We start from the raw sequence: 25,052 nt of genomic DNA, 5'->3' as shown, positions 1-25,052 counted from the left end.
CTGCGGCGGCAGCGCTGATGCGCTCCTGGTGCTGACAGACTATGGGTATGGCAAGGGGAACTCTTCGCATTTTCCTGGGCGCAGCCCCGGGCGTTGGGAAGACGTTCGCGATGTTGCAGGAGGCCCACCAGCTCCGGGCCGGCAATCGCGACGTGGTCGTTGGGGTTGTCGCAGGCCATGGACGGAAGGAAACCTGGGACCTCGTGGCAGGTCTTGAGGTGGTTTCCCCTGGTCACGCAGGTTGGACAGGTGTCGTCGTTCAGGAAATGGATGTGGATGCTGTGTTGGCCCGGCACCCGGACGTTGCCGTTGTGGACGAGTACGCCCACACTAATGCGCTGGGGAGCAGGAATGAACACCGCTGGCAGGACATCGAGCTGCTGCTGTCAGCGGGCATCAATGTGCTCTCCACGGTCAGCATCCAGCACCTGGCTTCGTTGGAAGACGTGGTGTCCGCCATCACCGGGCAGCCCCCGGGGGAAACGGTTCCGGACGACATGGTGCGCCGGGCGGATCAGATCGAACTCGTGGATGTTGCGCCGGAACTTCTCCTGGAACGGTTGACGGCCGGAAATATCTATCCGGCCGAGATGATCGATGCTGCCCTGGCCAACGAGTTCCGGCTCGGCAATCTCTTCGCGCTGCGCGAGATCGCGCTGATTTGGCTGGCCGACCGGGTCGATGAAGGCCTGGCAAAGTACCGTGCCAGCGAAGGGATCACGGCGACCTGGCCGGCGCGGGAACGCGTGGTCGTCGGTCTGACCGGCGGACCAGAAGGGGAAGCTCTTATCCGGCGGGCGGCCCGGATCCAGTCGCGGGTCAACGGCGGGGACCTCCTTGCTGTCCATGTGCGCCGAGCAGAGGGGCAACCGGGAGCGGCAGCACAGGTGTTGGCATCCCAGCGCCGGCTCGTCACCGACCTGGGTGGCAGCTACCACACTGTAGTAGGGGAGGACGCGGCGGAATCGCTTTTGGAATTTGCCCGTAGCGTCAACGCAACCCAGATCGTGGTGGGCGTGTCCCGCGGCCGCCTGGCCAGCCGTCTGTTGGGCAGGAGCGTCGGCGCCAAGGTCGTGAAGGGCTCCGGGGACATCGACGTGCACATGGTCTCCCATCCCTTGGGCGCCCGGACGCTTCCCCGCCCGCCCTCACCGGTGCTGGGCCGGGCCCGGACAACCGCAGGGTTCGTTCTGGCGGTGCTCCTCCCGGTCCTGATCACCACGGGATTGTCGTTCGCCCCGGAGCTGAACCTCGCGACCCACGTGCTGGTCCATCTCACGGGGGTGATCGCTGTGGCATTTATCGGCGGTCTCTGGCCAGCGGTGCTGGCGGCCGTGTTGGACTCGCTGCTGCTGAATTACTTCGAGACCGAGCCTGTCGGAACCTTCAATATCAGCGACCCACAGAATGTGTTCGCGTTGCTGGTGTTCCTTTTCGCGGCAGTGGCGGTCTCCCTGCTGGTGGGCGTTTCGGCCCGGCGTGCCGCGGAGGCTGCCCGTGCCCGTGCCGCGGCAGCAACACTGGCTGATCTGGCCCGTGATGCGCTGATCGCCGATGACTCGGTCGAGGCGTTCCTCGACAAGGTGAGGGAGACCTTCCAGGCCAAAGCGGCCGGCCTGTTCACCAAAGCCTCTGAAGCGCCTGGCTCCTGGGAGCTTGAGGCCTTTTCCGGGGACGGGCCTCCGCCGTCCCCGGATTCAGATTCAGCGTCGTCGGGGCCAGGCGCGGTTGAACTGGCCGATCCCGACACCGCCCTGGTGGTGTCCGGCCGGGCTCTTACGGCCGGTGACCGGCGGCTCCTTGCCGCGCATGGCGTCCATCTTCTTTTGCTGCGGGAGCGGGATGCCTTGCACCGCAGGCTGACAAACACGGCCAAACTTGCCGAAGGGAACAGCATCCGCACATCGATCCTGCGGGCCGTCGGCCACGACCTGCGCACGCCACTGGCCGGTATCAAACTCGCAGTGACCGCGCTGCAACGGCAGAAGGGCCGCCTGCCGGCGGAGGTGGAGACCGAAATGCTTGACACCATCGAGTCCTATTCGGACCGCCTCGACGGGCTGATCGCCAGCCTGCTGGACATGTCGCGCATCTCCAGCGGTTCCACCGCACCGCTGACCGCCCCCGTCATCTGGCGGGACGCGATCGAGGACGCGCTGCGGGGACTTCCCGCGGACGGCATCCGCGTCGACCTTGCCCCCAACATGCCCCCTGTGGACGCGGACCTCGGCATGCTCGAACGTGTCATCGCGAACATCGTGGAGAACGCGCTGAAATACGCGGCCGGTTCGGACATTGTCATTGTCGGACCTTCCAGCGGGGCCGGGGCGGCTACGGTCAACGGCCGGCCCTGCGGAGAGCTGCACATCGTCGATCACGGCCAGGGCGTCTCCGCCGCGAACGTTATCGCGATGTTCCAGCCGTTCCAGCGGCTGAACGACGCGCCGGAAGGCTCCGGCGTGGGCCTGGGACTGGCCATCGCGAAGGGCTTTACCGAGGCGATGGGCGGACAGCTCATCGCCCAGTCGACACCAGGAGGGGGACTGACCATGGTGATCCGCCTGCCGCTCTCTGCAGGCCCCCACGCTGCCGCCGACTCCCCAGAGGATGAGAGAGGATGAGAGAGGAGGCAGCGCCTCATGAGGACCGTCCTGGTCGTTGATGATGAACCACAGCTCCTGCGCGCCCTCCAGGTTAACCTCCAGGCCGAGGGATACCGGGTACTGACGGCCCTCGACGGCCTCACCGCCCTGGCACACGCCGAGGCCGGTCACCCCGATGTCATTGTTCTGGACCTTGGGTTGCCGGACATCAATGGCGTGGACGTCATCACCAGGATCCGCCGCACCAGCAGCACCCCGATCATCGTGCTCTCGGCCCGGCACGGATCCGTGGACAAGGTCCGGGCGCTGGACGCGGGGGCCGATGACTACGTCACGAAACCCTTCGGGCTCGACGAACTCCTCGCCCGGCTCCGGGTCGCCGGGCGCCGCCTCACCCCGGACATCGACGACCAGGGGCCAACCATCGACGTGGGGGACTTCGAAGTGGACCTCGCCAACCGGAAGGTCACGAGGGACGGTGCCGCCGTCCGTCTTACCCCGCGGGAATGGGCGATCCTGGAACTGCTGGTCCGCAACCCGGGCCGGCTCATCACCCAGCAGCAGATGCTGGCCAAAATCTGGGGACCCGGATACGACAGTGAAACCCACTACCTTCGGGTCTACATGGGTCAGCTGCGCCGCAAGCTCGAGGCAGATCCGGCCCGGCCGAAACACCTTCTCACTGAGGCCGGGATGGGTTACCGCTTCGAACCCTGACGCCCGTCGCGAAAGCGCCCGCAAGCCACCACGTCCCCGGCCCCCGTCGAGGGCGTAAAGGATTCGTCAATAAAAACCCTTTTCGCGATCCGCCGTTTTTTGCCGGTGTTAGCTTCGGCAGTGAACGCGGTGCGCTGCGCAGCGCGGAAAGGAACCCATGACCACGTTGAGCAGGCCCCCGGCCGATCCCTCCGCGCTGCGGCCGCACGGTGCAGAAGCGATGAAGAACTGGCTGCTGTTCGGGCTGCAGGACAGCAAGGGCATCCATCAGGGCCCCGGTGCCGTGAGCGACAAGCACCTGAAAAAGCACGCGTGGTGGCAGGTCATGTGCCTGACCGGTGTGGACTACTTCTCCACCCTGGGTTACCAGCCGGCGATCGCGGCCCTCGCCGCCGGCGTCATCTCGCCGCTGGCGACGATGGTGCTGGTTGCCGTGACTTTGCTCGGTGCCCTGCCGGTCTACCGGCGCGTGGCCGGTGAAAGCCACCGCGGGGAAGGCTCGATCGCAATGCTTGAGCGCCTGCTTCCACGCTGGGGCGGCAAGCTCCTGGTCCTGGTCCTGCTCGGATTCGCCGCGACCGACTTCATGATCACCATGACCCTCTCCGCAGCCGACGCCACCGCACACCTCATCCAGAACCCCCTGGCTACTGGTTTGCTGCAAGGCCAGAACGTCCCGGTCACGCTCTTCCTGCTGGCGCTGCTGGCCGCCGTGTTCCTGCGCGGCTTCCGGGAAGCCATCGGCGTCGCCGTCGTACTCGTCGCTCTCTACCTCAGTCTCAATTTGGTGGTCGTGGCTGTGACGATCGTTCAGGTCTTTGCCCATCCGGTGGCGATGGGCAACTGGTGGACCAACCTTTGGACTACCCATGGGGATCCCCTCATGGTCATCGCGATCGCACTGCTGGTCTTCCCCAAACTCGCCCTCGGCCTCTCAGGGTTCGAAACCGGCGTCGCTGTGATGCCCCAGGTCCGCGGAGACGCCGACGACGCCGAAGACCACCCGGCAGGCCGCATTAGGGGAACCCGGCGCATGCTCACCAGCGCCGCCGTGATCATGAGCGGATTCCTCATCACCACCAGCTTCATCACCGTCGTCCTGATCCCGGAACAGCAATTCCAGCCCGGCGGCGAGGCGAACGGCCGCGCCCTGGCCTACCTCGCCCACGAATACCTCGGCGTCGGCTTCGGCAGCATCTATGACATCAGCACCATCGCCATCCTCTGGTTCGCCGGCGCCTCCGCCATGGCAGGACTGCTGAACCTGGTCCCGAGGTACCTTCCCCGCTACGGCATGGCTCCCGCATGGGCCAAAGCAGTCCGGCCGCTCGTGCTCGTCTTCACCCTGATCGGCTTCCTCATCACGTTCCTCTTCGACGCCGACGTCGACGCGCAGGGCGGCGCCTATGCCACCGGCGTGTTGGTGCTGATGACCTCAGCCGCCGTCGCCGTAACGCTTTCGGCCCGCCGGAAGCGGCAACCCAAGCGCACCTGGGGCTTCGGCGCCATCGCCGTGGTCTTCACCTACACCACAATCGCCAACATCTTCGAACGGCCCGAAGGCATCAGGATCGCCGGGGTTTTCATCCTGGGCATTATTGTGATCTCCCTGCTCTCCCGCGTCCGGCGCTCCTTCGAACTGCACGCCACCCATGTCCACCTGGACCAGCAGGCGCTGGAATTCATGTCGGACACCCTTGAAGGGCCCATCGCCCTGATCGCGCACGAACCGCTACGCCTGTCTGCAGAGGCGTACCGCGACAAGCTCGCCTCCGCCATCGAGGTCAGCCACCTGCCCCTCGCGCAGGAGGCACTGTTCCTGGAAGTCGTCGTGGATGACTCCTCGGACTTCGAAACGGAACTCTACGTCCGAGGCGTGACCCGCCACGGCTACAAGATCCTCGAAGTCCACGGTCCCGTGGTTCCGAACACCATTGCCTCCGTCCTGCTCCACATCCGGGACGTCACCGGGCTCATGCCGCACATCTACTTCCGCTGGACTGAAGGCAACCCGGTCACCAACCTCCTGAAGTTCCTGTTCCTCGGCGAAGGCGAAATCGCTCCCGTCACCAGGGAAGTCCTGCGCGAAGCCGTTCCCGAGGTCACCAGACGCCCCTGGGTCCACGTCGGCTAACAGCCCGGGACGCTCACCGGACCGCGTGCGGAACCCGGCGGGCCACCTCGACTGCCTCTTCATACCTGAACGGTGATCCCTGCCGGAAGGCTGCCTCTGCATCGGCACGGCGGACACCGTGCGCCAGCACCCTCACATGCACCATCTCATCGTAGGCAGCGGAGCACGCCAGAATGTCACCCAGCACCTGATCCTCGTGGAAGCCGCGATCGGAATAAGGCTGGAAAATGACCCACCACGTGTCTCCGGCCTGGTCCCGGAACAGGTAGCCGGCCCGCGGAGTGAACGCCATACCGTCCACTCCGCGGCCGTCGTACCCTTCCACGGAACCTGCCGCCGCCGAGAACCTGATCCCGCCTTCTGTATCCCTGTCATCCCAGCGCATCTGCCAGCGCACCTCCACGCATCTATCGGAAATCGCTCCGGCGGGGCCGCTCCGCTGCGCCCTGCCCGTACCTATATCGAAGGTCCGGGAACGGTTTTCCGGCCGCTCGCGCCCGGTTTATTGACGCATTTTTTACGGGACCGCAGCAGGGAGGGCCTGTGTATCCTTGCTTCCGGCCGTCTTTACCCGGCCAGTTGCCAGGCGCGACACTGATTCCGTGAAGATGAGTGAGTGGTGGCCCCTTGTCAGCGCAGAAACCCGGCATTGGCTCGTGGGGCATAACGGGGAGCCCCTGACTTCGCCGGTCATCGCCGACATCATGGCGGTCACGAACGGGCCACAATGCCCGAGTGGTGGGCGGGTGGGTCAGCGAACGGACCTCACCTGACCGACGCAGCCGTGGACTGGGTCGAAGCCGTTGCCAACGGCGAGGATCCGGCACCGACCCTCTAAGCAGCACGGGAAACGCGAGCCGGGCATGGACAGGCAACGTAAAGCGACCACGGCCTGACCTCATAGGCGGGTCTGGCGAAGCTCCCCATGGGCCCGCGCCAGCCGATCCCTCAGCTGTCGGTTTTCTTCGCTAAGCCGTTGGATGCGCTGGTGAGCGAGTTGGAGCCGCGCTTTCAGCGACGCCTCGGATACTCGTAGCGACTTACCCGTGGGCGTTGTTTTGGGCGGCAGGTTCCGGACCCGGAGCTGCTCGAGCAGGTCCGGCTGAGTATACAGCCAGGAACGTGACACCCCGGCGGTCCTGGCAAGTTCACTGACGGTTGCGGCTTGTGTGGTTTGGTCCAGTTTCCGCAGCGCCTGCTCCGCACGCTGACGCGCGGTCTCAGATCGCCTGCGCGCGGCCGTAAGAAGATGGTGGGTGTTGTCAGTCCGCATCGCAGCGGTTCCCCTCGCCGGGCGCCGTGGTTTGGATGGTGGCGATGATGTTTTCGAGGTTGGCCGCGACGTGGCGGTTCATTTCGACCACGCGTGTTCGCCCCGCCGATTCGGCCTGGGCGATCAGCTTCTTGGTGGAGCGGAGATGATTGAGGTGCTCGGAGAGAAAATCCGGGGTGGTGACGAAGACCGGGCAGGTGAGGCAGGCGTTGGCGTGCGGACAGGCCTGCTGGAGCGGCAACCCGCAGTACCCGTTGGACAGGGCCATGGTGGCCCGGCCCAGGTTTTCTTTCATCCAGGCTGCATCGTTGATCGTCTCGTCCTGTCCGGGGTTGATGACTTCACCATGGATGTTGATCTTCTGCGCTTGTTCCCAGTGCCGGCGGACGCTCTCGTCCTTGAGCCGGGCGTAACGGGCGGTCATTTCGTGCGATTCGTGGTCCAGCAGCCGGCGCACCACTTCCTGCGGGACGTCGGCGTTGATGAGCCTCGTAGCGTAAGTGTGGCGGAGCTGATGGGCGGTGAAACGGAACGGCAGACCCTGTTCGTCCCGGAGCCCGATGGTTGTCTGCCAGGTCTGGATTATGCCGGCAGCGGTGCCGGAGTTGAACGGCCTGTCACCGGTCCGGGACTGAGGCGATGGCGCGAGATAGCGGGCGCTGGGCATCGCGTCGCGGACAATCCGTTGTTGCTGCCGGATCGCGTCGGCGAGTTCGTCGTCGATCGGCAGGGTCGCCTCGCGGGACATTTTGTGGTTGAAGTAGCGCAGGTAGGGGGCGTTCTGGTCATCGACGAGGAGACAGTCGAGTTCCAGGCGGTAGGTGTCGGCCAGGCGGAGCCCGGTGCGGATGAGGATCTGCATCATGAGCCGGTGGGGCTGTTCGAGGCGGCCGAGCATGTCAGGATCTTCGATCTGGGCCATGATGAATTCCGGCAGCGCCCGGGGCAGGGCGGTCGGGCGGCGCGGGTGATCCCCGAGGTGGATCCCGGCGGACGCTGACAGGCCCGGTTCCCAGTTGTGTTCCCGCGCGGCGCGCAGGAACAGTGCGGTAGAGCTCAGGGAGTAGCTGCGGCTGGCGGGGCTGAGGCCAAGCCGGAGCAGCAGGTTCAGATACACTTCGACGGTTTCCCGTGTGAACTCGTGCACGGCACCGTTTTCACCTGCATGTTCGGTGAAGGCGTCCGCCAGCCGGTGCAGGGCCGTCATGTCCCGGTTCAGCTGAGAGTAGCTGGTGCCGGTGGAGATCCGCCAGCGCATGAACCGTTTCGCCAGCAGCCGCAGCCAGGGCTGCGGTACTGGTTTGAACCGCAGGGTGCCGCCCTGGCCTGTCCTGCCACGGAACCCCATGACTTCAAGCCGCCAAAGGTCACGCTCGAATTCCGAGGCCGCATCCGGTGGTGCCAGGAAGACTTCCAGCTCCGAGTACAGGGTTGTGTGCACCCGGCGCAGCTGCGCCGGGGCATCCCACAGTTCAGTGCTTTCCATGCCCGAGTCTGTCAGGAGCGATCCTGTTTGCCGTTGCCTCAGCTCGCTGATCAGGCTGCGCAGATCCTGTGCCCGAAACCGCTGCCGTTCCCGCTTCCGGGAAGCGAGAAGCTGGATCGCCAGCGCCAGTTCAATGCGCAGTCCTTCGGGCAGGCCTTCCAAGTTCAGCCGTTCAGGCCTGGTGCGCTGCCCCGGCAGGTCCCTGAATGCATTGAGCTCCGGTTCCCCGAGTCTCTTCCACCGGTAGAGGTGCGTCTGGCACAGCTGCTTGGTGGCAAGGAACCGGACGCATCCGTCGATGCTGCAGAGCGGGAACAGATTTCCGGCAAGGTCAGCGTCATCAAGCACGATCACCGCCGCATCAAACCGCGGCGCAAGGGCCAACCGCATCCGTGCCAAGAGACCGTCCGGGCCAGGGTGTCCGCTCTCGGCACTATGCGGGTCCATTTGTCATCTCCTTGTTGTTCCTGCCGTTGGCGTGCCCGTCGGCCTCCTGCCGGTCCGGAAGCCAGCCGGCCGATGCCAGCGCCGCCCGGACGTGCCGGATGTCGAGGTGGGAGTACGTGTCGATCGTGGTCGCGACGGATGAGTGGCCCAGCAGATTCTGGACGACTTCGGAGGGGACTTTCCGGCGGAGCAGGTCCGTGGCGTAAGTGTGGCGGAACTGGTGGGGAGTGAAGTGAAACCCTACGCGGCCCCTCAGCCGGGTGACCAGGTCCAAGACCGCCTGGTACGTCATCGGGCGGCCCACCGGCGGCGACCACAGATTCACAAAGACGTAGTCGCAGTCCAGCGCGCCGTACTCCTCGAACAGATAATCGGCGAACAGACGAACCAGGCCGGGCTGCACGGGAACATCGCGGTCGCCGGTTTTGGCTCGGGCCTTGTTGGCATTCCGCCGGGATCGCACCCTGACGATGCATTGGGCAGAGTCAATGTCCTCGTGCCTGAGCCCGAGTACTTCGCCGATCCTCATGCCGGTGCCTGCCAGAAGCGCGAAGAGCAACCGGTCCCGCAGGTGGTCGCAGGCATCCAGCACCGCTGCGACCTGGCCGGGGCTGAGGGTGCGGGGTAGCCGGGCCGGGTTCCGCCGCCGCAGTGACGCTGTCTGCCGGTTGGAGCGGTGAAGATGGGCGAGCATCGGTTTCCAGGATCCGCCCCGGCCGCGCCTGCCCGGCGGCAGGAAACGGACGTCCGTCCCATGAAGGTGGTGAAACTGATAAAAGGAACCAACGGCGGACAGCTTGCGGTTGATCGTTCCCGCCGAACATTGCTCCGTCGGATGCATCAGGCGCCGGATCTGTCCGGTCCGCTCCCCGGGAGTGAGCTGGAGCCAGTTCGCGAATCGTCCAACCTCCTCCAGTTGGACCTCCTGCCAGCGAACGCGGGACTGCTCGAGGAAAGTGAAGAAATCCCGCAGGTCGAAAGCATAGGACCTGATGGTCCCGGGTGACCTGTCCACTGCTCCCAGGTGGGCCAGGAAACGGTCAACGGGTTCTACGACGTCGTATGCTGCATCGAGGACGGTCCAGGATTCGTCCCCGTTTTGCAGGGTTACCCGTTGAACAGACCAGGGCATGCGGCTCCTCCGGAAGAGTTCAAACGAACAGTGCCGGTACCCGGTCTAACAGGGGAAATTGACCACGTCGTGAACGCGTAGACAACACTGAAGATAACCGACTCTTTAACAGCACATCGCTGTCGCAGGCGGCCCGTGAGCTACGTCGAAGACACCCAGCCAGGGGCTGAGGGAAACGTATATTCGAATAGACACGCCAGTAAAAAGCGGCCTTCTGAGCCGCCGCTGTTCATTGTGGGGGAGGGGTACGACAAAGAACGGGTTGCACGCCAATGGGGACAGCTTTGAGCTGTGCGGAGGGCTCCACCTGCCCCCAGTGGGCACAACCCGTTCACCCCCGTCTTGGTGGTCTGCCTGATGTCCGCGGGGAGGTTACACGGTGCCGGTTACGGGTTTGGGCCCCCGTTGCCTGCCGGTGCGCCAGCCCGGCAGCACCTCATCCAGCGTCCGTGCCTTGTCCGGCTCGAGTTCGCCGCGGCGGGCCTTTTGGCGCTGGGCGTGCAGCCATACGCCGAGGTCGTGTTCTTCACCAGCCGGAGCCTTGTGCCGGGGCCAGTCGTGCCCGTCCGCCCGGTATCTCGCCAGGGTGGCGAGCCGGTCCTGCCACCTGGCCTCATCGGCCACGGCCCGCGGTGCCCGTTGCCAGTCGGCGAGCACGGCGAGCCCCTCGCGGTAGGCGGGTGCGAGTGTCCCGGCCGCGGCCTCGCGGCGGCGCCGCTCCAGCCAGGACGCCAACCTCCGCTCATCCGCGTCGTCAGAGGCGCGGGAGGGATACCCCCCGGTTGACTGGACCATGGCCACGAGCTGGCACATACGCGCCAGCCCCTGCCCGTTCACTGGTGGCACCGGCGTGCCGGCGGCTTTCTCGTGCTCGGCCTGGAGCCCGGGGTCAGCGGCCAGCGCCACAGAGAGGTGGTAGCCGACCGTCCCGGCCGGGGCCCGGGTGAGCGCAGCGATCCGGGCGCGGGTCAGCCCGCCCCGGTACATCAGCACCCACTCCGCGTTCGGAGCCGCAGTACGCCGCCTGGTCACCACGGCACCATCCTGCCACCCGCACCTCTCACGACCTGTCGCCAGATGGCCGCGTTCTCCGTCCCTGCTGCGGCATTCCAAAATGTCTCTCCGCAAGGGCTGGGGTGCATGGGGGCGGTCTTTGCCTCGTTTGTACGGGGTGTGGGAATTAAGGGTGTTCAGGCAAGTGCTCAGGCTCTAAGCTTTTGCCCACCTACCGACACAGGAGGCTCTTGTGCGTACGTCTGATCAGATCGACCGGCCGGCTCAGGCCCGCCATCTCCAGGAAGCCCTCCTCACGCGCGTTGCCAAGGGCAGGGAATGGGCCACGCCCGGCGTTGAAGCTGCGCTCCGTCGTGCCCTGACAGGGATCGACGCAGGGCTCGAAACGGCGTCACCCCGCCTGCAGGCCAGCCTGCGGACCATCGCCGACGAACTCGCCGGGAGGATCGAAACGGCCACCCCTCGGCTCCACGATCGGATAGCGAGGCTTCTTCCACTGGATGGGACTACGGCACAAGCGATCCCCCCGAAGACGCCAACCAGGATGCTCTGGTGGTTCATCCCGGCCACTTTGGCAGCCGCGGCCGGTGGAGTAGCCCTGTGGCGGGTGATGCGATCGGGTCCCGAACCGGAAATTGGCGCAGCGCCTGCAGCCCCACTAGTAGGGGAAGCCTCCACAACTCCGCCCCCGGAATCCGTCATTTAGGCGTTTAGGGAGAGGCTCCGGCTCCCCCACTCCCGCCACGACGTTAACTTTCCAGCGACCGGCCGCGGTCTGCCAGGGCGACATCCCCAGGCCCGCTGGCCCCGTGGTTGGTCCTCTGGCGGCACCTTACTTCCTCAGCACCCCTAATGTGCCAGCGCCAGGGCCTTTCCCACGCGCAGCGTGCTCGTGTCCCTGGGTATGGACATCATCCATGGCACCGGTCATCGACCTGGCGCTTTCAACGACGGAGCGCGGAAGTTTGCTTAGGGTGCGATTCGCTTTAAGGCACCGGGTCCGGGAGACGTCACCTTTCCCGGTGCCATTGCCGGCCGTCGCAGGCAGGTTTGTAACCGGCACTACCAATGATCAGCTGGCTGCCTTGGAGAAACCTTGGAAGAACCTGTCGGCTTCAACCGTCCCCTGAAGTTTGCCTCAAGCGGCCAGAATGAGGGGCGGCTGTTTGCTACCTGTTGCCAAGGCGCCTGTCCCAGCCCGGACCTAGGAAGTGGGCCACGGCCGGGAGACGGAACCACACCACGGCGACTACCAGCACGACAACAACGGCCATTGTGATCCAGAACCCCAGCGCCGAGGGGTGGTTTGCGGCTGCTTTCATCTATGACTACCCCTTGTAGGGCCGAATATCATTATGGTCCCACGGGGCCGACAGCGAGGAACCCCGGGTACAAGGGGGGAAGGCCCGGCTGGTGTCTGGGAGCAGCAACCGCTGGTGATGCCTGAGACAGGCAGCCCGCGAGGGGTGGCAGCAGTGCGCGCCGGAAGTCGGACTACGAACTAGAGGACTGCGTCGTTGGTTTCCGGCAGGTCTGGGCCTGGAATGGCGGCAGGTTTTCCGGGTCCTGGACGTTGTGGAGGTGGGCGAGCAGGGCCAGTCCGGGGTCTTCCGGGTACGCGCCCAGGTGTTGCAGCAGTGACGCGCGGACTAGGGGTTCGAGGTCCGTTTGGGTGAGGATCTCGTCGATGAGCCGTCCGAGCTGGAACTGCAGGAGCGTGCGCCGCGCCGCTGGCGCGGACGGGGCGGCGTCTTCGGGGACTTGATCGGCCGTTGGGGATGGCGGGGTCGGTGTCCGGGGGTGTGGACCGGTGGATCGTTCTCGTTCTTTGGGGCTCAGTGGCGTTGCGTCCGGGCGCGGGTCCACGGCCGGGATCGCGAGCGTGCTCATGCGAGTACCGGGACGATGCCGGTGACCACGGTGCATTACAGGGACCGGCGGACTGGTCGAGGAGTCACCGTACTGGCCAGATGTCCGATCCTTTCGTGCTCTCCTAGGGATACCTGAGGAACACACGAGACCAAGCCCCCCCACGAAGCAGTTGCCGCCACCAGACCCTGAAGACTGATTACTTGCCACCGTGGCTGATCAAATCCACCGTTCCTGCCCGTGCATATGCACGGCGCCGTGCCTTGTGGCTCATCAAGCAGTAACCTGACAACGAGGGGGAACATGAGACTCACTGCACAGATCAAGAAGGCGGCCGACGGCTGGCTCGACCTTCACGTCCTCGAGTTGCCGGAACTTCGGGCCCATGCCCGAAGCATCGAAGATATCCCGGACGCTGTCAGGGACGCCGCGGCAATACTGACGGACCGCCCCGGGCATGACTTCGACGTCGAGGTCAGGTATTAGCGACTCAGGCCCGAGGACCTGCACTTTTCCCAACCGGGAGCAGCGGACGCCTTATTGAGTCCGCACCGCACGTCGCCGGCCCGGAGTCTCGCCATCCCGCCAGCCTGCGTTAGAGCGGACGGATGTTTTCGGCTTGGGGGCCCTTGGGCCCGTGGGCCACGTCGAACTGTACTTTTTGGTCGTCTTCCAGTGACCGGTAACCGCGGCCGGCGATCGCGGAGTAATGGGCGAAGATCTCTCCGGTCCCGTCGTCAGGGGCAATAAAACCGAAGCCCTTTTCCGCGTTAAACCACTTGACCGTGCCTGTTGCCATGCGTGCCCCCAAATGAATTCTTCGTCTCACCGCAGGCAACGGCATACCAGCGGGGCGGACATCCTTATCCGCTGGTCTCCAACGTAGAGCCCACTCTTCCACCGGCACAAGGCCGCGGCAGCACCGGGACCGACGACGGAGCTGGGTGCCGGCTGGCATGGGGGACACCAGCGCAGTGGTCCGCCGCCGGCCGGTTTCAATTTTACGCCCGGCACAAGGCCAGTAACGGTGGGTTTCCAGGATGGCCGTCTTGGTCTTCCGGAGGCAGCAGTCCCGGACAAAGCACGGTTTTATAGGGTTCGTCGGGTTTCCCCAAGGTGCCAGTGACAGCATCTGGGTAGCTGGCCAACGAGGCGCCCTTCGGGCCAGTCCGCCGGGCCTGGCCATGCTCCCCCCGCCAGCTGGGCCCGGCGGAAACCTTGTGCCGCCGAGACCGGCGGACATTGGGTGCAAGACGGCTTCGGGAAATCCCGGCGTGGTTCAGGTGCTCTTTCCCGAACCCGTTGCTGGACGTAGGCTGGGTGTGATCCACCCGCCTGCATTGGGCGCTGTGGCACGCCCAGCCCAGGAAGGCGACATCAATGGAGATGGACATCAGGGGGAACTGGGACAGGCTCAGCCCCTCCATGCAGCAATGGCTCAGTGACAACCCCGGATCCGCGATCCTGCCCCGCACGATAGCCGCCATCATCTGCAAGGAGATCGGCAAACCAGCAGACCGCGATCTGCACGGTGGAACCCTGCTGTCGCAGGAGGACCGCGACTTCATCCTGGACAAAGCCCGCCACACCACCCCAGCAGGGCCGGGGCCCCGCTTTTTTGGTCCTGCACCGGCACCACGGAACTAGGAGTTCCGGACCATGGCCGCTCTGGCGGCCCGGCAGTAGCCCCGCATCGGCGCCTGCCCTCGTGGGCTTTTCCGCCGGACCCGACATAGGCGGTGTCTGGAAGCAGATGCCCCCAGTTTTGGATAGGCCGCGGCGGCGCGCCTGCCAGCACGGTTTTCGGCTCCTGAAGTGGCGTCCTGCCCCCCGAATTTCATCCAATGATTTTGAGGAGTGTTGACGGTATGGTTGGGGTCACTCCAGCAAGCGCTCCATAGGACTGACCGGCGTCACGGTTTCACCCACGCGAGTGATTTCACCCAGTTCGGGCGCGCAAGGGGCTTAGGAGGCGCATTGTCGATGAGAGACGATCCTGATGTCGTGTGGTTTCTTGAATCAGGGGAGGATGAACTCTTCGTCAGGCTGGGGCGGGAACTTGTAGGCGACAATCTCGGTATGAGGCCGGACGATACAGTTGAAATCCAGCGCTTCGGCAGGGCATGGTTCGAACGCGTATGCAATGGAGTTCAGGGCGGTGGTTTGTGCCCAGCCCTTTGCAAAGGGCGTTCTGAGCGATGATTTGACTGGCATCCTGGTCGACATGGCGACCGTGTTACTGCCGCTTGTCGGCAACCAGAAGCTGATCGCGCTCACTGTTTCAGGGATCATCATGCGCCGCGGACTGACAGCCTTTTGCCAACCCGGTGAGTCCTAACTCCTCAGGAGTCTGACCACTGTCGATGGAAGGGCGCACTCCTTGAATTCACGATCGGGGCGAAGGGCTGCCATCGGGATGTCCCGCATGCCCAGCTCAGGAACCTTCACCGCCCGGTGAAGGTTCCTGAGCTGGAGCACGGGCCGTCTCGAAACCCTAGGGTTCCGAGACGCCTTTGGACATGACGAACGCCGGTAGATGGCGATTCGGCCGTTAGTCCCGGGAAGCCTAAAAACTAGTTTTCGGTATCCCTAAATTTGCGGTATCCTCGTTGCAACACCACGATGGCGAGGAGCGATGATGGCCACCCCCACCCTTCAGGCACGCCCGGCTGCAGGCCGGGTCTGGTCCCGGCTGCTGCTGCTTGGCCCGGCGTTCGTCGCCGCTATCGCTTATGTGGACCCCGGGAACGTTGCAGCAAACCTGACCGCCGGGGCCAGCTACGGGTACTTGCTGGTCTGGGTTCTGGTCGTGGCGAACGCGATGGCCGTGCTGGTGCAGTACCAGTCGGCAAAGCTTGGCCTGGCCACCGGTCTGAGCTTGCCGGAGATCCTGGGAAAGCGGCTAGGCACCCGGCGCCGGCGGCTGTACTGGGCCCAGGCCGAAATCGTGGCTGGTGCCACCGACATGGCCGAGGTAATCGGTGGGGCCGTTGCCCTGAACCTGCTCTTCGGACTCCCGCTGCTCGCCGGCGGGATCATCATCGGCCTGGCGTCCATGTTGCTCCTGGCCCTGCAGACTGCCCGCGGCCAGCGGTCTTTCGAGTACGCCATCCTGGTCCTGCTCGGCGTCATTGCTGTCGGTTTCATGTCTGGCTTGTTCGTCAACCCGCCCGATGGCGGCAGCGCCCTTGGCGGACTGCTGCCCCGCTTCGAAGGAACGGATACGGTCCTGCTGGCCGCGAGCATGCTCGGCGCCACGGTAATGCCGCACGCGATCTACCTGCACTCCGCCCTGGCCCGGGACCGGCACGGCTTCTCCGAAGACCCGGCCGTGCGCACCCGACTGATCCGGGCCACCCGGTTCGACGTTGTCGGCGCGCTGCTGCTCGCCGGTGTGGTGAACATTTCGATGCTTTTGCTGGCCGCGTCCAGCCTGCGCGGCATCGAGGGGACAGACACCATAGCCGGCGCGCACGCCGCCGTCACCTCCGCCCTGGGCCCGGCCATCGGTGTGGTGTTCGCGATCGGGCTGCTCGCGTCGGGCCTGGCGTCCACCTCAGTCGGCTGCTACGCCGGCGCGACCATCATGGGCGGCCTGCTGAAGATCCGCATTCCGCTGCTCACCCGCCGCGTGATCACGCTGATCCCTGCCCTGCTCATCCTCGGCGCCGGCATCGAACCCACACTCGCCCTGGTCCTAAGCCAGGTACTGCTCAGCTTCGGCATCCCGTTCGCCCTTATCCCGCTGATCCGGCTCACCGGCAAACGCGAAGTCATGGGCATCCACACCGACTCCAGGGCCCTCAAGATCGCCGGCTGGACCAGCGCCACCCTGATCGTCGGCCTGAACTGTGTGCTGATCACCCTGACCATCACCGGCCAGTCCTGACAGCGTCACCCTTTCGGTGCTCGTCACGGGTGCCCGGAAGGAACCACCCACACGGCATCGGACGCCTGTGCCCCGAGGGCGATGTCCTGATCCCGCCCGGCAACGCGCACGGTGGTTTCGGGCGAAAAGGCCCGCCGTTCTCCTATCAGGAGCTCCGTGCCCGGGATGAGCCCAAGATCGGAAAGGTAGCGCAGGAGCGGGGCGTCCGCGTCCGACACCCGATAGATGGTGACCTTGTTGCCCGCGCCTGCAAAGGTGAGCTGCTGCGCGTCAAGCCGCCGTCGGTATCGTCCATCCGGGGACGGGATCGGATCCCCGTGCGGATCGCTCACCGGGTGGCCCAGCAGCTCATCGATCCGGGCCAGGAACGTCTCGGACACCGCGTGCTCGAGCACTTCGGCTTCATGGTGAACTTCGTCCCAGCGGTAACCGAGGACCTGGACCAGGAAAGTTTCCAGCAACCTGTGCCGGCGGACCAGCATCACGGCAACCTCGCTACCCGCGGGGGTCAGGTCGATCCTCCCGTGCCGTTCATGCGTGACGAACCCCCGGTCGGCGAGTTTCCGCACACCTTCAGAAACGGTGGACGCGCCCAGGCCCAGCCCCTCCGCGATCCGGCCGATGGTCACGTCCTGTGCTGTCCACTCAGCGGCTGACCAGATGAACTTCAGGTAGTCCTGGGCGGAGGGAGTCAGATCGGACACCGGCATGGCTCTGATCGTAGCAACCGGGGACCGGCTGACTTCCCTTCAATGGTGAAGGCCCACTGAAGCCTACTCCTGTGCCGGAACGAACCGCACGGTGAGACGGTCAGGAGGCGTTCCTGGAAGCCTTCCGCTTGCGGCTGAGGGCGAACAGGCCAGCGCCGGCGGTGATGATAACCGCGGCGATGCCCAGCACTGCCGGGGCGTTGCTGTTGTCCGGTCCGGGGACCGGTGGAACGCTCTGCCCGGTCGCCGGACTGGATGGCACTGCCGTTTCGGCGACCGCCGCGGCGGCGGTCGCCGGCGCCGGGGCTGGGGTCGTTGCCGAGGCGGCTGGGTCCTGGACGGTGAAGGAGTAACTGCCTTCGATCGGGTGTCCGTCGGAGGACACAGCGCGCCAGAGGACCTTGTACGGGCCGTTGGCGCCTTTGGCGACGGTGGTGGAGATGGTCGCGTCGGTGATGCTGACTTTGCCGTCACTGAGGGTGGTACCGGTGCTGTCGGTGACCTGGATGACGCTGAAGTTCAGGCTGGCGGCGGCGGTCGGCGGCTCGGACAGGGTCAGGGAGACCGTGTCCGGGGCGGTGGTGACGGTGCTGTCCCTGACCGGTGAGGTGGAGGCCAGGGAGTCGTGGGCCTGCGCGGGGGCCGCGGCGAGGGACAGGATCATGGCGGCGGCCGCGAGGGCAAGTGCCAGGGCGATGCGCCGGGCACTGCGAGGTACGGTTTGGACGGTGTTGTGCACGGGACTCCGGCGGGGGTCTTGGCGTGCGCGGACCGATGGTCCGCGCACGCATTCCGGCGGTTATTTGGCGGCGTCGTCGAGGAGCTGGCGGAACTGCTCCTCGCTGTTAAGGGTGAGCTTTTCGCCGTTGAGGAAGAACGTGGGAGTTCCGGTGACGCCGAGGGCTTTGCCGTCGGCGATGTCTTTACGGATCCGGTCCTTGGTTGCCTCCGCCGCGACAGTGGCGTCGTATTTGGCCATGTCCAGTCCAAGTTCCTGCGCGTAGGTGCGGAACAGGGCGGCCTGGGAGTCCTGCTTTTCGCCCCATTCGGTCTGGGTGTCAAACATCTTGGTGTACATCTGCTGGTATTTGCCCTGCTGCGCGGCGGCCTCGACGGCGAGGGCGGCGGTGCCGGAGTTCCGGTGTCCGGGCAGCGGGAAGTAGCGGTTGACGAAGGTGATCCGGTCCCCGTATTCCTTCTTCAGTTCCTCGACCAGTGGCACGGCGGCCCGGCAGGACTCGCATTCGAAGTCCAGGAACTCCACGAGCTGGGCTTTCTCGGTGGCCGGGGTGGTGACGCGGTGGCTGTCAGCCCGGACGAGCTGGGCGTCCGAGGCCGGCGCCGCGGCGGTGGGGGCGGGTTTGGTGGCCGTGAACACGGCATACCCGATCACCGATGCGGCGACGGTGAACGCGATCAGGCTCCACAGCACAGTGCGGACCCTCTTGGCGGTGTCGCGGGGTTTCGGGGCGGCTGCGGTTTTTGGGGTCTTGGGTGGTGCTGGTGTCATCAGTGGGGCAGGCTTTCCTGGTCGCGGTGGGCGGCGGGTTCGATCTGGAAGGTGGAGTGCTCAATGCTGACGTCGAAGTGTTCGGCGACGCAGCGCTGCAGGTCCGCCAGGATGGTCGCGGAGTGGCCGTCCCGCATGCACTTGTCCTTGACGGTGACGTGGGCGGAGAGGACCGGCGTGCCCGAGGCCACCAGTGAGGCGTGCAGGTCGTGGACGTCGATGACGTGCGGCAGGGCCAGGATGTGCTCGCGGACCTTGGCCAGGTCAAGGCCGCGGGGCACGTTTTCCATCAGCACGTCAGTGGTGTCACGCAGGAGTTTCAGGGTGCGGGGAATGATCAGCGCGCCGATCAGCAGGGACACGACGGCGTCAGCCCGGGTCCAGCCGGTGAAGGCGATGATGACCGCTGCCGCGATGACCGCGACCGAGCCCAAGGCATCGTTGAGGACCTCGAGGAACGCGGCCTTCATGTTGAAGTTGTGGTGCCGGCCCGAGGCGAGCACGAGCAGGCCGATGGCGTTGCCGGCCAGGCCGATGATGCCGAACCACAGCATGGTGGATCCTACAACCGCAGGGGGTTCGAAGAGCCGCCGGATGCCTTCGACGATGACGAACCCGCCCACTCCCAGCAACAGGGCCGCCTGGCCCGCCGCGGCGACGATTTCGGCCCGCTTGTATCCCCAGGTGCGCTTGAGAGTGGCCGGTTTCAGCGCCAGCGACGCGGCGATCAGCGCAATCAGCAGACCGGCCGAGTCGGTGAACATGTGCCCGGCGTCCGCCAGCAGCGCCAGGCTGCCAGTGAGCACAGCGCCGACGATCTCGGCGACCATCACCGCAAAGGTGATGGCGAAAACGACGACAAGTCTGCCTCGGTTACCGGCCGCGTCGCCGCCGTGGGTGTGGTCGTGTCCGCTGCCCACGGATCAGTCCTTCGGGCGGAGGCTAAGCGTCAGGGGCTGCGGCTGGGCATCGGATTCACACCCGGCGCAGCATCCCGGGTCTTCCTTCACTGCATCGCTATCGGCCTTCCGGCCCGAAATCGGGAGGCCCTGGCCCTCGGCTGCGTTTCCTTCCGGAACCGGCGCGGGTGCGCAGCAGTCGTCCGTTTCGGTGTGGTGCCCGGCGGCGCCGGGGACGGTGCAGCAGACGTCCCCGCGCCAGGCGTTGATGCCTTCGCGGACGGCGATCCCGGCGATGACCAGGGCGGCGCCGGCGTCGGCCCACCACCAGCCCAGCGTGCTGTTCAGGACCAGCCCGACCAGCAGGACCGCGGAAAGATAGGTGCACAGGAGGGTCTGCTTGGAGTCCGCCACCGCGGTCTTCGAACCGAGTTCCCGCCCTGCCCGGCGCTGGGCCCAGGACAGGACCGGCATGATGGCAAGGCTCAGGGCCGCGATCACGATCCCTGCCGTGGAGTGCTGCGCTTCCCCGGCGCCGGTGAGGGACCGGATCGCGTCCACGGACACGAAGGCCGCCAGGGCGAAGAACGAGATCGCGATGATCCGCAAGGTCAGGTGTTCACGCCGCTCGGGGTCCTTGGCGGAGAACTGCCACGACAGCGCCAGGGCGGAGGTTACCTCGATGACGGAGTCCAGCCCGAAACCGATCAGCGCCGATGAGTCGGCCACACCGCCGGCCCATAACGCGGCCACGGCCTCGATGACGTTGTACGAAATGGTCGCAGCGGCGAACCAGCGGATCCGCCGCGACAGGACGGCCCGCCGGTCCTGGCTCGGGGTCTGCAGCACGGCCGTCATACGAAGCACTCCCCGTCAGGGGCGCAGCAGGACGGATCCACGGCCAGGACAACCCCGAGCAGATCCTTGATGGCGTGACCCAACCGGGCATCGGCGAGTTCATACCGGGTCCGCCGCCCATCCGGGACAGCGACCACCAGCCCGCAGCCACGAAGGCACGTCAAGTGGTTGGACATGCTCTGCCGGGACACACCCAACGCGTCCGCCAGATCGGACGGGTAGGACGGGGCATCGGAAAGCGCGAGCAGGACACGGGCGCGGGTAGGGTCCGAGACCGCGTACCCGAACCGGGCCAGCACCGGCGCCTTGGTAAGAGTTTCCATAACCCCCAAAGTACAGCGCACGATGTATTCAGGCAAACCTGTATAGGGACACCTTTCCCGACGGCGCTGGATGGCTGGAACGACTTCCGGCCCGGTTCGGAGCCGGCCCCTCATCCACGCGCTGCCCTTCGGGTGGTGCCATGCGCTAACCTGATAGGTGCACATGTAAGCACCTATTGATGTATGGGTGCTGGATTCAAGGAGTTTCTTTGATTGCCGTTCTGGCCGTTCCGGCCTATCGCAAGCTTTTTCGGCCCAGATCGTCGCGCTGCTGGGTACCGGGCTGTTGACGGTGGCGTTGGGTTTGCTGGCGTTTGATCTGGCCGGCGGCCAGGCCGGCGCCGTTCTGGGGACGGCGCTTACGATCAAGATGCTCGCGTACGTGTTTGTGGCCCCGTTGATGGCGGCGCTGGTGGAGCGGCTGCCGAAGAAAGCGGTCCTGGTCGGTGCCGACCTGATCCGTGCCTGGATCGCGCTGATGCTGCCGATGGTTGATCAGGCGTGGCAGATCTACGTCCTGGTGTTCGTGCTGCAGAGCGCCTCGGCTACCTTTACCCCGGCGTTCCAGTCCCTGATCCCGGTGATCCTCCCGGAGGAACGCCGGTACACCCGGGCCCTGTCGCTCTCGCGTCTGGCCTATGACCTGGAGTCACTGGTCAGCCCGGCCATGGCCGCGGCGCTGCTGGCAGTGGTGTCCTTCCACGAACTCTTCCTCGGGACCGTGGCCGGTTTCCTGCTCTCCGCCGCTCTCGTGGTCACAACCGGTCTTCCTGCGGCGCCGCGGGTGCGGCAGGAAGGATCGCTGTGGCACCGGACCACGCTGGGCTCGCGGATCTTCGCGAAGAACCCCGAGCTGCGGGCCCTGATGGCCCTGAATCTTGCCTTGGCCGCCGCGACCGCCCTGGTGCTGGTGAACACGGTCGTTTACGCCAGGGACATGTTCGGCGGGTCCAATGCCGACGTCGCCGTCGCGCTGGCCTGCTTCGGCGCCGGGTCGATGCTCGTGGCCCTGACCGCGCCCCGGGTCCTGGACCGCGTGCCGGACAGGGTCCTGATGCGGGCCGGTGCCGTGTTGCTGTCCGCCGGCCTGGCCGGGGCGTTCGCCCTGCTGGCCGTGCCGGGGACCTGGCCGGTACTGCTGGGGCTGTGGGTGGTTCTGGGCGCGGGGACCTCGATGATCAACACGCCGTCGGCGCGGCTGCTGCGCCGGGCGGCGACCGACAGCACCCGGCCCTACATCTTCACCGCTCAGTTCTCCCTCTCCCATGCCTGCTTCATGATCACCTACCCGGTCGCCGGCTGGGTCGGGGCCGCGGCCGGCCAGCCGGTGGCGGCCGCCGTGCTGGCCATCGTCGCTACAATCAGTACGGTTGCCGCGTTCCGGTTCTGGCCCGCAGCAGCCAGGTCCGGTCCCGTGCCGGAAACCATGAAAGGGTGAGGCCGTGGACAACGTCGAACACCTCGCCGCCGTTAGCCTCCACCACCCCGCACCGCCGGACGCGCGCCGGCTGGAAGCAGCGACGGCCACCTTCCGGATGCTCGCAGACCCGACCCGGCTGCACCTGCTCTGGCTCCTGGCGCAGGAGCCCTCAGACGTCGGCACCCTGGTGGAACAGACCGGAGCATCACGGACCTCGGTCAGCCAGCACCTGGCCAAACTGCGCTTCAGCGGCCTGGTCACCACCCAGAAACACAGCCGGCACGTCATCTACAGCCTCACCGACGGGCACCTGACCCGCCTCGTCATGGAAGGCCTGAACCACGCCGACCACAAAGTCACCGGCGAACCCTCCCACGACTGAACAGCACCGGCCTTCCGGCGACCACACCCCAGCCGGCCGGGCGGGCACATAATGAAGGCAGCCGTGGGCCGCAGCGCTGCGGCCCTGTGGTGATCTGAGAGTGCAAAGGGGCACGGCATGGAGCCGACGAAAGAACAGATCGTTGCCGGGTATGACCGCGCCGCAGCAGAACTCCGGGGATGGCTGGCTGACGCATCAATCGCCGATCTGCGCCGCCGGAGCAACGGCACCCGCTGGACGAATGAAGAACTGCTCTTCCACATGGTTTTCGGCTACATGGTGGTCCGGTCACTGCTTCCGCTCGTCCGCGTCGTCAGCGGCCTCCCGGCACCGGTCGGCCGGGCGTTCGCCAGGGCCCTGAACGCCGGAACGGCCCCGTTTGATGCCGTGAATTACTGGGGCTCGCGCGCCGCCTCGCTGGTCTACAACAGGGACCGGATGCGCCGGAAGCTGGACAGAACCCTCAGCGCCCTGGCCCGCCGGCTGGAACGCGAAACCCCAGAAAGCCTGTCCCGCACGATGCCGTTCCCGGACAAGTGGGATCCGTTTTTCAAGCCCCTGATGAGGCTCAACGATGTGTATGCCTACCCGACGCAGCATTTCGACTTCCACGCCCGGCAACTGAGCCTCCGCCCCGCGGAAGGACCGGAGGCGTCCTGAAACCAGCCGACACGACCGGGTCAGGAACCCGGGGTCAGGTGACGGTGAGTTCGGTGTACATCCCTGCCGGTTTCGTGCCCTAGGCCGCCGAGCCGGATTCGACCGGGAGGCCGTCGAGGCGCGCCTTCGGCCCACGGCGCGCAGTTGTTGGGTGGACAGGGCGGAGAAGGGTCCCCGGGTCCTGATGCGGGTGGAGGGCCGGCGACGGCTGGGGGAGATGCCCCGGTCTCAGAGGGCACTCACGTCGCCGGCCCCGTCTCACTCCGGACAAACCGTCCGGAAACCACATCGATGCCGACGACCTGAGTTACCGGATGGGCTTCAACACTACTTCCGCCCACTCTGATTTAACACCGGATCGGGGCGCACGGCACGCGTGGGCGCTACCTGTTTTCCTGCCCGCACAGCTACGCACCTGCGCAGAACAAGCACGGGCGTCACGGGTACGTCTTGTTCATAATTCCAGAAGGGGTTGCCTGGGTGCTTGCTCATTCGAACATCTTAAGTGTGATCCGCCGACGCTGAATCCAAAGTCAAAAACGACCGTTTCTGAATCTGCCTATATCCACGCGGGCCGCCGGCGCTGCCGCTTCGTGTCGAATCCTGCTCGGGCACTGCTGCATGGTGAGGGCAGTAACGTGCCTTTTTGACCGTCCTTTGAAGCTAATTTTCGGGTGATCAAGAATGATTAGTTCCGATTGAGGCCGTACTGGCGTGTCATGAGCGCCGCCTTGTAGTGGGCCTCGGCTGCGTTCACCTCAGAGGAGGGGGTGCTGGGTCCGAATACGCGCAGGAGGCTGAAAACGAAGTGCCGGGCATGGTCCGACTTCATTTTTGTAGCTTCCCCCGCTGCGCTTTGGTTAGCAAGCTCGCGAAGGGCGACATTCCCGCCGTGGCCGTCACGAGCATAACTTGTCCACCGGCCGAGGATTCGCTCGGCACCGTCAGCTTTGCCAACGTACTGTTTGCCGTTAGTGGAGTCTGTAATGAGGTAGATTCCCTGGACCTCTGACAGGGCGATACGCCAGTCCCCGTATCGGGGATCATCCACCATGTCCTGCAGTTGGTGATAGGGGAGCAGCACCCCGTCAAATCCTGGAAAGGGAACTTTGTCCCGGTCGGCGATCTCCAGCACAGGCATGCGGGCGCCTGTGGCTGAGCCGGCGTTTCGGTGCCAGCTCCGGGGATTATCCCACTCGATCACGAGCCGGTCGTTAAGGGGCGCAAGGAATTCTGTGGGGCGCAGGTCGAAGCATCTGTAATTCTTGGAGGATGCTGTTTCCACCTCGCCATAGTTCTCGTAGGTACCCCAAAGACGGGAGCGGCGCCCGCCATCGGCAATGAGGATCACCCAGTATCGGGGAGGATGCGCGGGAAAACGGGGCGGAACGTCTTGCTCTCTGGTGTAGGCGAGGACTCGCTCCTGGGTCAGATCCTCCGGCCCGCGCAGTGCATCGGGATCACTTGGCTTAAAAGTGTGGCGGATGACGTGGACGTCCTCGAGCCGAATCGCCGGGTCGTAGTCCGCACCAATGCCACTAAGCACATGACCCAGAGTGAGGGAAGCGCGGAAAGCCGGCTCTTCAGAGACCACCGTGCTCGAAGGGACGGAGAGGGCAAGGGATTCCAGATCAGACACCGGAACACCTTATGCCACTGCGATTGTGCCGGTCACTCAGCGGCTCGCTAGCGTAGATCGGAGCCACGAGACGGAAGCGACTTTGTG

General features: G+C 65.5%; 26 protein-coding genes. 10 read left to right on the top strand and 16 right to left on the bottom strand.

Annotated features, from left to right (window positions below; genetic code table 11):
- Nucleotides 1-47 precede the first annotated feature (47 nt).
- From ACHMXB_RS22350 to ACHMXB_RS22340, 3 genes are all read left to right on the top strand, one after another.
- Nucleotides 48-2,621: a DUF4118 domain-containing protein gene (locus tag ACHMXB_RS22350; protein WP_395405679.1), complete on the top strand. Its 2,574-nt coding sequence runs from the start codon at nucleotides 48-50 to the stop codon at nucleotides 2,619-2,621.
- Between the two features lie 18 nt (nucleotides 2,622-2,639).
- Complete coding sequence (locus tag ACHMXB_RS22345; RefSeq protein WP_395405677.1) at nucleotides 2,640-3,320, top strand: response regulator; 681 nt, start codon at nucleotides 2,640-2,642, stop codon at nucleotides 3,318-3,320.
- Between the two features lie 157 nt (nucleotides 3,321-3,477).
- Nucleotides 3,478-5,454, top strand: a complete 1,977-nt coding sequence (locus tag ACHMXB_RS22340; protein WP_395405675.1) for an amino acid transporter — start codon at nucleotides 3,478-3,480, stop codon at nucleotides 5,452-5,454.
- Between the two features lie 13 nt (nucleotides 5,455-5,467).
- Here the strand turns inward: ACHMXB_RS22340 and ACHMXB_RS22335 are convergent, their stop codons facing one another.
- The 5 genes from ACHMXB_RS22335 to ACHMXB_RS22315 all read right to left on the bottom strand — a co-directional run bounded on the left by ACHMXB_RS22335 (nucleotide 5,468) and on the right by ACHMXB_RS22315 (nucleotide 10,827).
- On the bottom strand, nucleotides 5,468-5,839 hold the full coding sequence (locus tag ACHMXB_RS22335) for a hypothetical protein (protein WP_395405673.1): 372 nt from the start codon (nucleotides 5,837-5,839) through the stop codon (nucleotides 5,468-5,470).
- A gap of 513 nt (nucleotides 5,840-6,352) precedes the next feature.
- Nucleotides 6,353-6,727, bottom strand: a complete 375-nt coding sequence (locus tag ACHMXB_RS22330) for a DUF6262 family protein (RefSeq protein ID WP_395405671.1) — start codon at nucleotides 6,725-6,727, stop codon at nucleotides 6,353-6,355.
- A complete protein-coding gene (locus ACHMXB_RS22325; RefSeq protein WP_395405669.1) occupies nucleotides 6,717-8,660 on the bottom strand; it encodes a tyrosine-type recombinase/integrase in 1,944 nt (647 codons plus the stop codon). Before ACHMXB_RS22325 ends, ACHMXB_RS22330 begins: the two co-directional genes overlap by 11 nt.
- Complete coding sequence (locus tag ACHMXB_RS22320) at nucleotides 8,647-9,792, bottom strand: tyrosine-type recombinase/integrase (RefSeq protein WP_395405667.1); 1,146 nt, start codon at nucleotides 9,790-9,792, stop codon at nucleotides 8,647-8,649. The genes ACHMXB_RS22325 and ACHMXB_RS22320 overlap by 14 nt, the downstream gene beginning before the upstream one ends.
- 372 nt (nucleotides 9,793-10,164) lie before the next feature.
- Nucleotides 10,165-10,827, bottom strand: a complete 663-nt coding sequence (locus ACHMXB_RS22315) for a helicase associated domain-containing protein (RefSeq protein ID WP_395405665.1) — start codon at nucleotides 10,825-10,827, stop codon at nucleotides 10,165-10,167.
- Between the two features lie 211 nt (nucleotides 10,828-11,038).
- Between ACHMXB_RS22315 and ACHMXB_RS22310 the strand changes: the two genes are divergently transcribed.
- Nucleotides 11,039-11,512, top strand: a complete 474-nt coding sequence (locus ACHMXB_RS22310; RefSeq protein WP_395405663.1) for a hypothetical protein — start codon at nucleotides 11,039-11,041, stop codon at nucleotides 11,510-11,512.
- Between the two features lie 463 nt (nucleotides 11,513-11,975).
- Here the strand turns inward: ACHMXB_RS22310 and ACHMXB_RS22305 are convergent, their stop codons facing one another.
- Nucleotides 11,976-12,128 carry a hypothetical protein gene (locus tag ACHMXB_RS22305; RefSeq protein WP_395405661.1) on the bottom strand — a complete coding sequence of 51 codons (153 nt, stop codon included), beginning with the start codon at nucleotides 12,126-12,128 and terminating at the stop codon, nucleotides 11,976-11,978.
- A 172-nt stretch (nucleotides 12,129-12,300) separates the two neighbouring features.
- The gene (locus tag ACHMXB_RS22300; RefSeq protein ID WP_395405659.1) at nucleotides 12,301-12,696 is read right to left on the bottom strand and encodes a hypothetical protein; all 396 of its coding nucleotides are present in this window, start codon (nucleotides 12,694-12,696) and stop codon (nucleotides 12,301-12,303) included.
- A 282-nt stretch (nucleotides 12,697-12,978) separates the two neighbouring features.
- Here ACHMXB_RS22300 and ACHMXB_RS22295 point away from each other — a divergent pair, with 282 nt between their 5' ends.
- Nucleotides 12,979-13,161, top strand: coding sequence for a hypothetical protein (locus tag ACHMXB_RS22295; RefSeq protein ID WP_395405657.1), 183 nt, complete (start codon nucleotides 12,979-12,981; stop codon nucleotides 13,159-13,161).
- Between the two features lie 109 nt (nucleotides 13,162-13,270).
- Here ACHMXB_RS22295 and ACHMXB_RS22290 read toward each other — a convergent pair whose 3' ends face one another.
- Nucleotides 13,271-13,474 (bottom strand): cold-shock protein, encoded by a 204-nt coding sequence (locus tag ACHMXB_RS22290; RefSeq protein ID WP_395405655.1) that lies wholly within the window; start codon nucleotides 13,472-13,474, stop codon nucleotides 13,271-13,273.
- Nucleotides 13,475-14,055: 581 nt separating this feature from the next.
- Between ACHMXB_RS22290 and ACHMXB_RS22285 the strand changes: the two genes are divergently transcribed.
- The gene (locus ACHMXB_RS22285; protein ID WP_395405653.1) at nucleotides 14,056-14,322 is read left to right on the top strand and encodes a hypothetical protein; all 267 of its coding nucleotides are present in this window, start codon (nucleotides 14,056-14,058) and stop codon (nucleotides 14,320-14,322) included.
- Between the two features lie 372 nt (nucleotides 14,323-14,694).
- Here the strand turns inward: ACHMXB_RS22285 and ACHMXB_RS22280 are convergent, their stop codons facing one another.
- Complete coding sequence (locus ACHMXB_RS22280) at nucleotides 14,695-14,970, bottom strand: hypothetical protein (RefSeq protein WP_395405652.1); 276 nt, start codon at nucleotides 14,968-14,970, stop codon at nucleotides 14,695-14,697.
- A gap of 343 nt (nucleotides 14,971-15,313) precedes the next feature.
- On the opposite strand from ACHMXB_RS22280, the gene ACHMXB_RS22275 reads away from it, so the two are divergent.
- On the top strand, nucleotides 15,314-16,564 hold the full coding sequence (locus tag ACHMXB_RS22275; RefSeq protein WP_395405961.1) for an Nramp family divalent metal transporter: 1,251 nt from the start codon (nucleotides 15,314-15,316) through the stop codon (nucleotides 16,562-16,564).
- 23 nt (nucleotides 16,565-16,587) lie between these two features.
- On the opposite strand, the gene ACHMXB_RS22270 is transcribed toward ACHMXB_RS22275, so the two are convergent.
- The 6 genes from ACHMXB_RS22270 to ACHMXB_RS22245 all read right to left on the bottom strand — a co-directional run bounded on the left by ACHMXB_RS22270 (nucleotide 16,588) and on the right by ACHMXB_RS22245 (nucleotide 20,864).
- Nucleotides 16,588-17,274: a metal-dependent transcriptional regulator gene (locus ACHMXB_RS22270; RefSeq protein ID WP_395405650.1), complete on the bottom strand. Its 687-nt coding sequence runs from the start codon at nucleotides 17,272-17,274 to the stop codon at nucleotides 16,588-16,590.
- A 100-nt stretch (nucleotides 17,275-17,374) separates the two neighbouring features.
- Entirely contained in the window at nucleotides 17,375-18,013 is a 639-nt protein-coding gene (locus tag ACHMXB_RS22265) for a copper resistance protein CopC (RefSeq protein ID WP_395405648.1), read from the bottom strand.
- A 60-nt stretch (nucleotides 18,014-18,073) separates the two neighbouring features.
- The gene (locus ACHMXB_RS22260; RefSeq protein WP_395405646.1) at nucleotides 18,074-18,784 is read right to left on the bottom strand and encodes a DsbA family protein; all 711 of its coding nucleotides are present in this window, start codon (nucleotides 18,782-18,784) and stop codon (nucleotides 18,074-18,076) included.
- Nucleotides 18,784-19,704: a cation diffusion facilitator family transporter gene (locus tag ACHMXB_RS22255; RefSeq protein WP_395405959.1), complete on the bottom strand. Its 921-nt coding sequence runs from the start codon at nucleotides 19,702-19,704 to the stop codon at nucleotides 18,784-18,786. The genes ACHMXB_RS22260 and ACHMXB_RS22255 overlap by 1 nt, the downstream gene beginning before the upstream one ends.
- 3 nt (nucleotides 19,705-19,707) lie before the next feature.
- Nucleotides 19,708-20,541 carry a cation diffusion facilitator family transporter gene (locus ACHMXB_RS22250; RefSeq protein WP_395405957.1) on the bottom strand — a complete coding sequence of 278 codons (834 nt, stop codon included), beginning with the start codon at nucleotides 20,539-20,541 and terminating at the stop codon, nucleotides 19,708-19,710.
- The gene (locus tag ACHMXB_RS22245; RefSeq protein WP_395405955.1) at nucleotides 20,538-20,864 is read right to left on the bottom strand and encodes an ArsR/SmtB family transcription factor; all 327 of its coding nucleotides are present in this window, start codon (nucleotides 20,862-20,864) and stop codon (nucleotides 20,538-20,540) included. Before ACHMXB_RS22245 ends, ACHMXB_RS22250 begins: the two co-directional genes overlap by 4 nt.
- 304 nt (nucleotides 20,865-21,168) lie before the next feature.
- On the opposite strand from ACHMXB_RS22245, the gene ACHMXB_RS22240 reads away from it, so the two are divergent.
- The 3 genes from ACHMXB_RS22240 (at nucleotide 21,169) to ACHMXB_RS22230 (ending at nucleotide 23,326) form a co-directional block, all read left to right on the top strand.
- A complete protein-coding gene (locus tag ACHMXB_RS22240) occupies nucleotides 21,169-22,302 on the top strand; it encodes an MFS transporter (protein ID WP_395405953.1) in 1,134 nt (377 codons plus the stop codon).
- 4 nt (nucleotides 22,303-22,306) lie between these two features.
- Entirely contained in the window at nucleotides 22,307-22,666 is a 360-nt protein-coding gene (locus ACHMXB_RS22235) for an ArsR/SmtB family transcription factor (protein WP_395405951.1), read from the top strand.
- 117 nt (nucleotides 22,667-22,783) lie between these two features.
- Nucleotides 22,784-23,326: a DinB family protein gene (locus tag ACHMXB_RS22230; protein ID WP_395405949.1), complete on the top strand. Its 543-nt coding sequence runs from the start codon at nucleotides 22,784-22,786 to the stop codon at nucleotides 23,324-23,326.
- Nucleotides 23,327-24,014: 688 nt separating this feature from the next.
- Here the strand turns inward: ACHMXB_RS22230 and ACHMXB_RS22225 are convergent.
- Nucleotides 24,015-24,965: a GIY-YIG nuclease family protein gene (locus ACHMXB_RS22225; protein ID WP_395405947.1), complete on the bottom strand. Its 951-nt coding sequence runs from the start codon at nucleotides 24,963-24,965 to the stop codon at nucleotides 24,015-24,017.
- Nucleotides 24,966-25,052: the final 87 nt, after the last annotated feature.

The organism is Arthrobacter sp. UC242_113, from assembly GCF_044054585.1.
Lineage (GTDB): Bacteria > Actinomycetota > Actinomycetes > Actinomycetales > Micrococcaceae > Arthrobacter.
The sequence above is the reverse complement of the archived record's forward strand: the minus strand, read 5'-3'. Positions and strand labels throughout refer to the sequence as shown.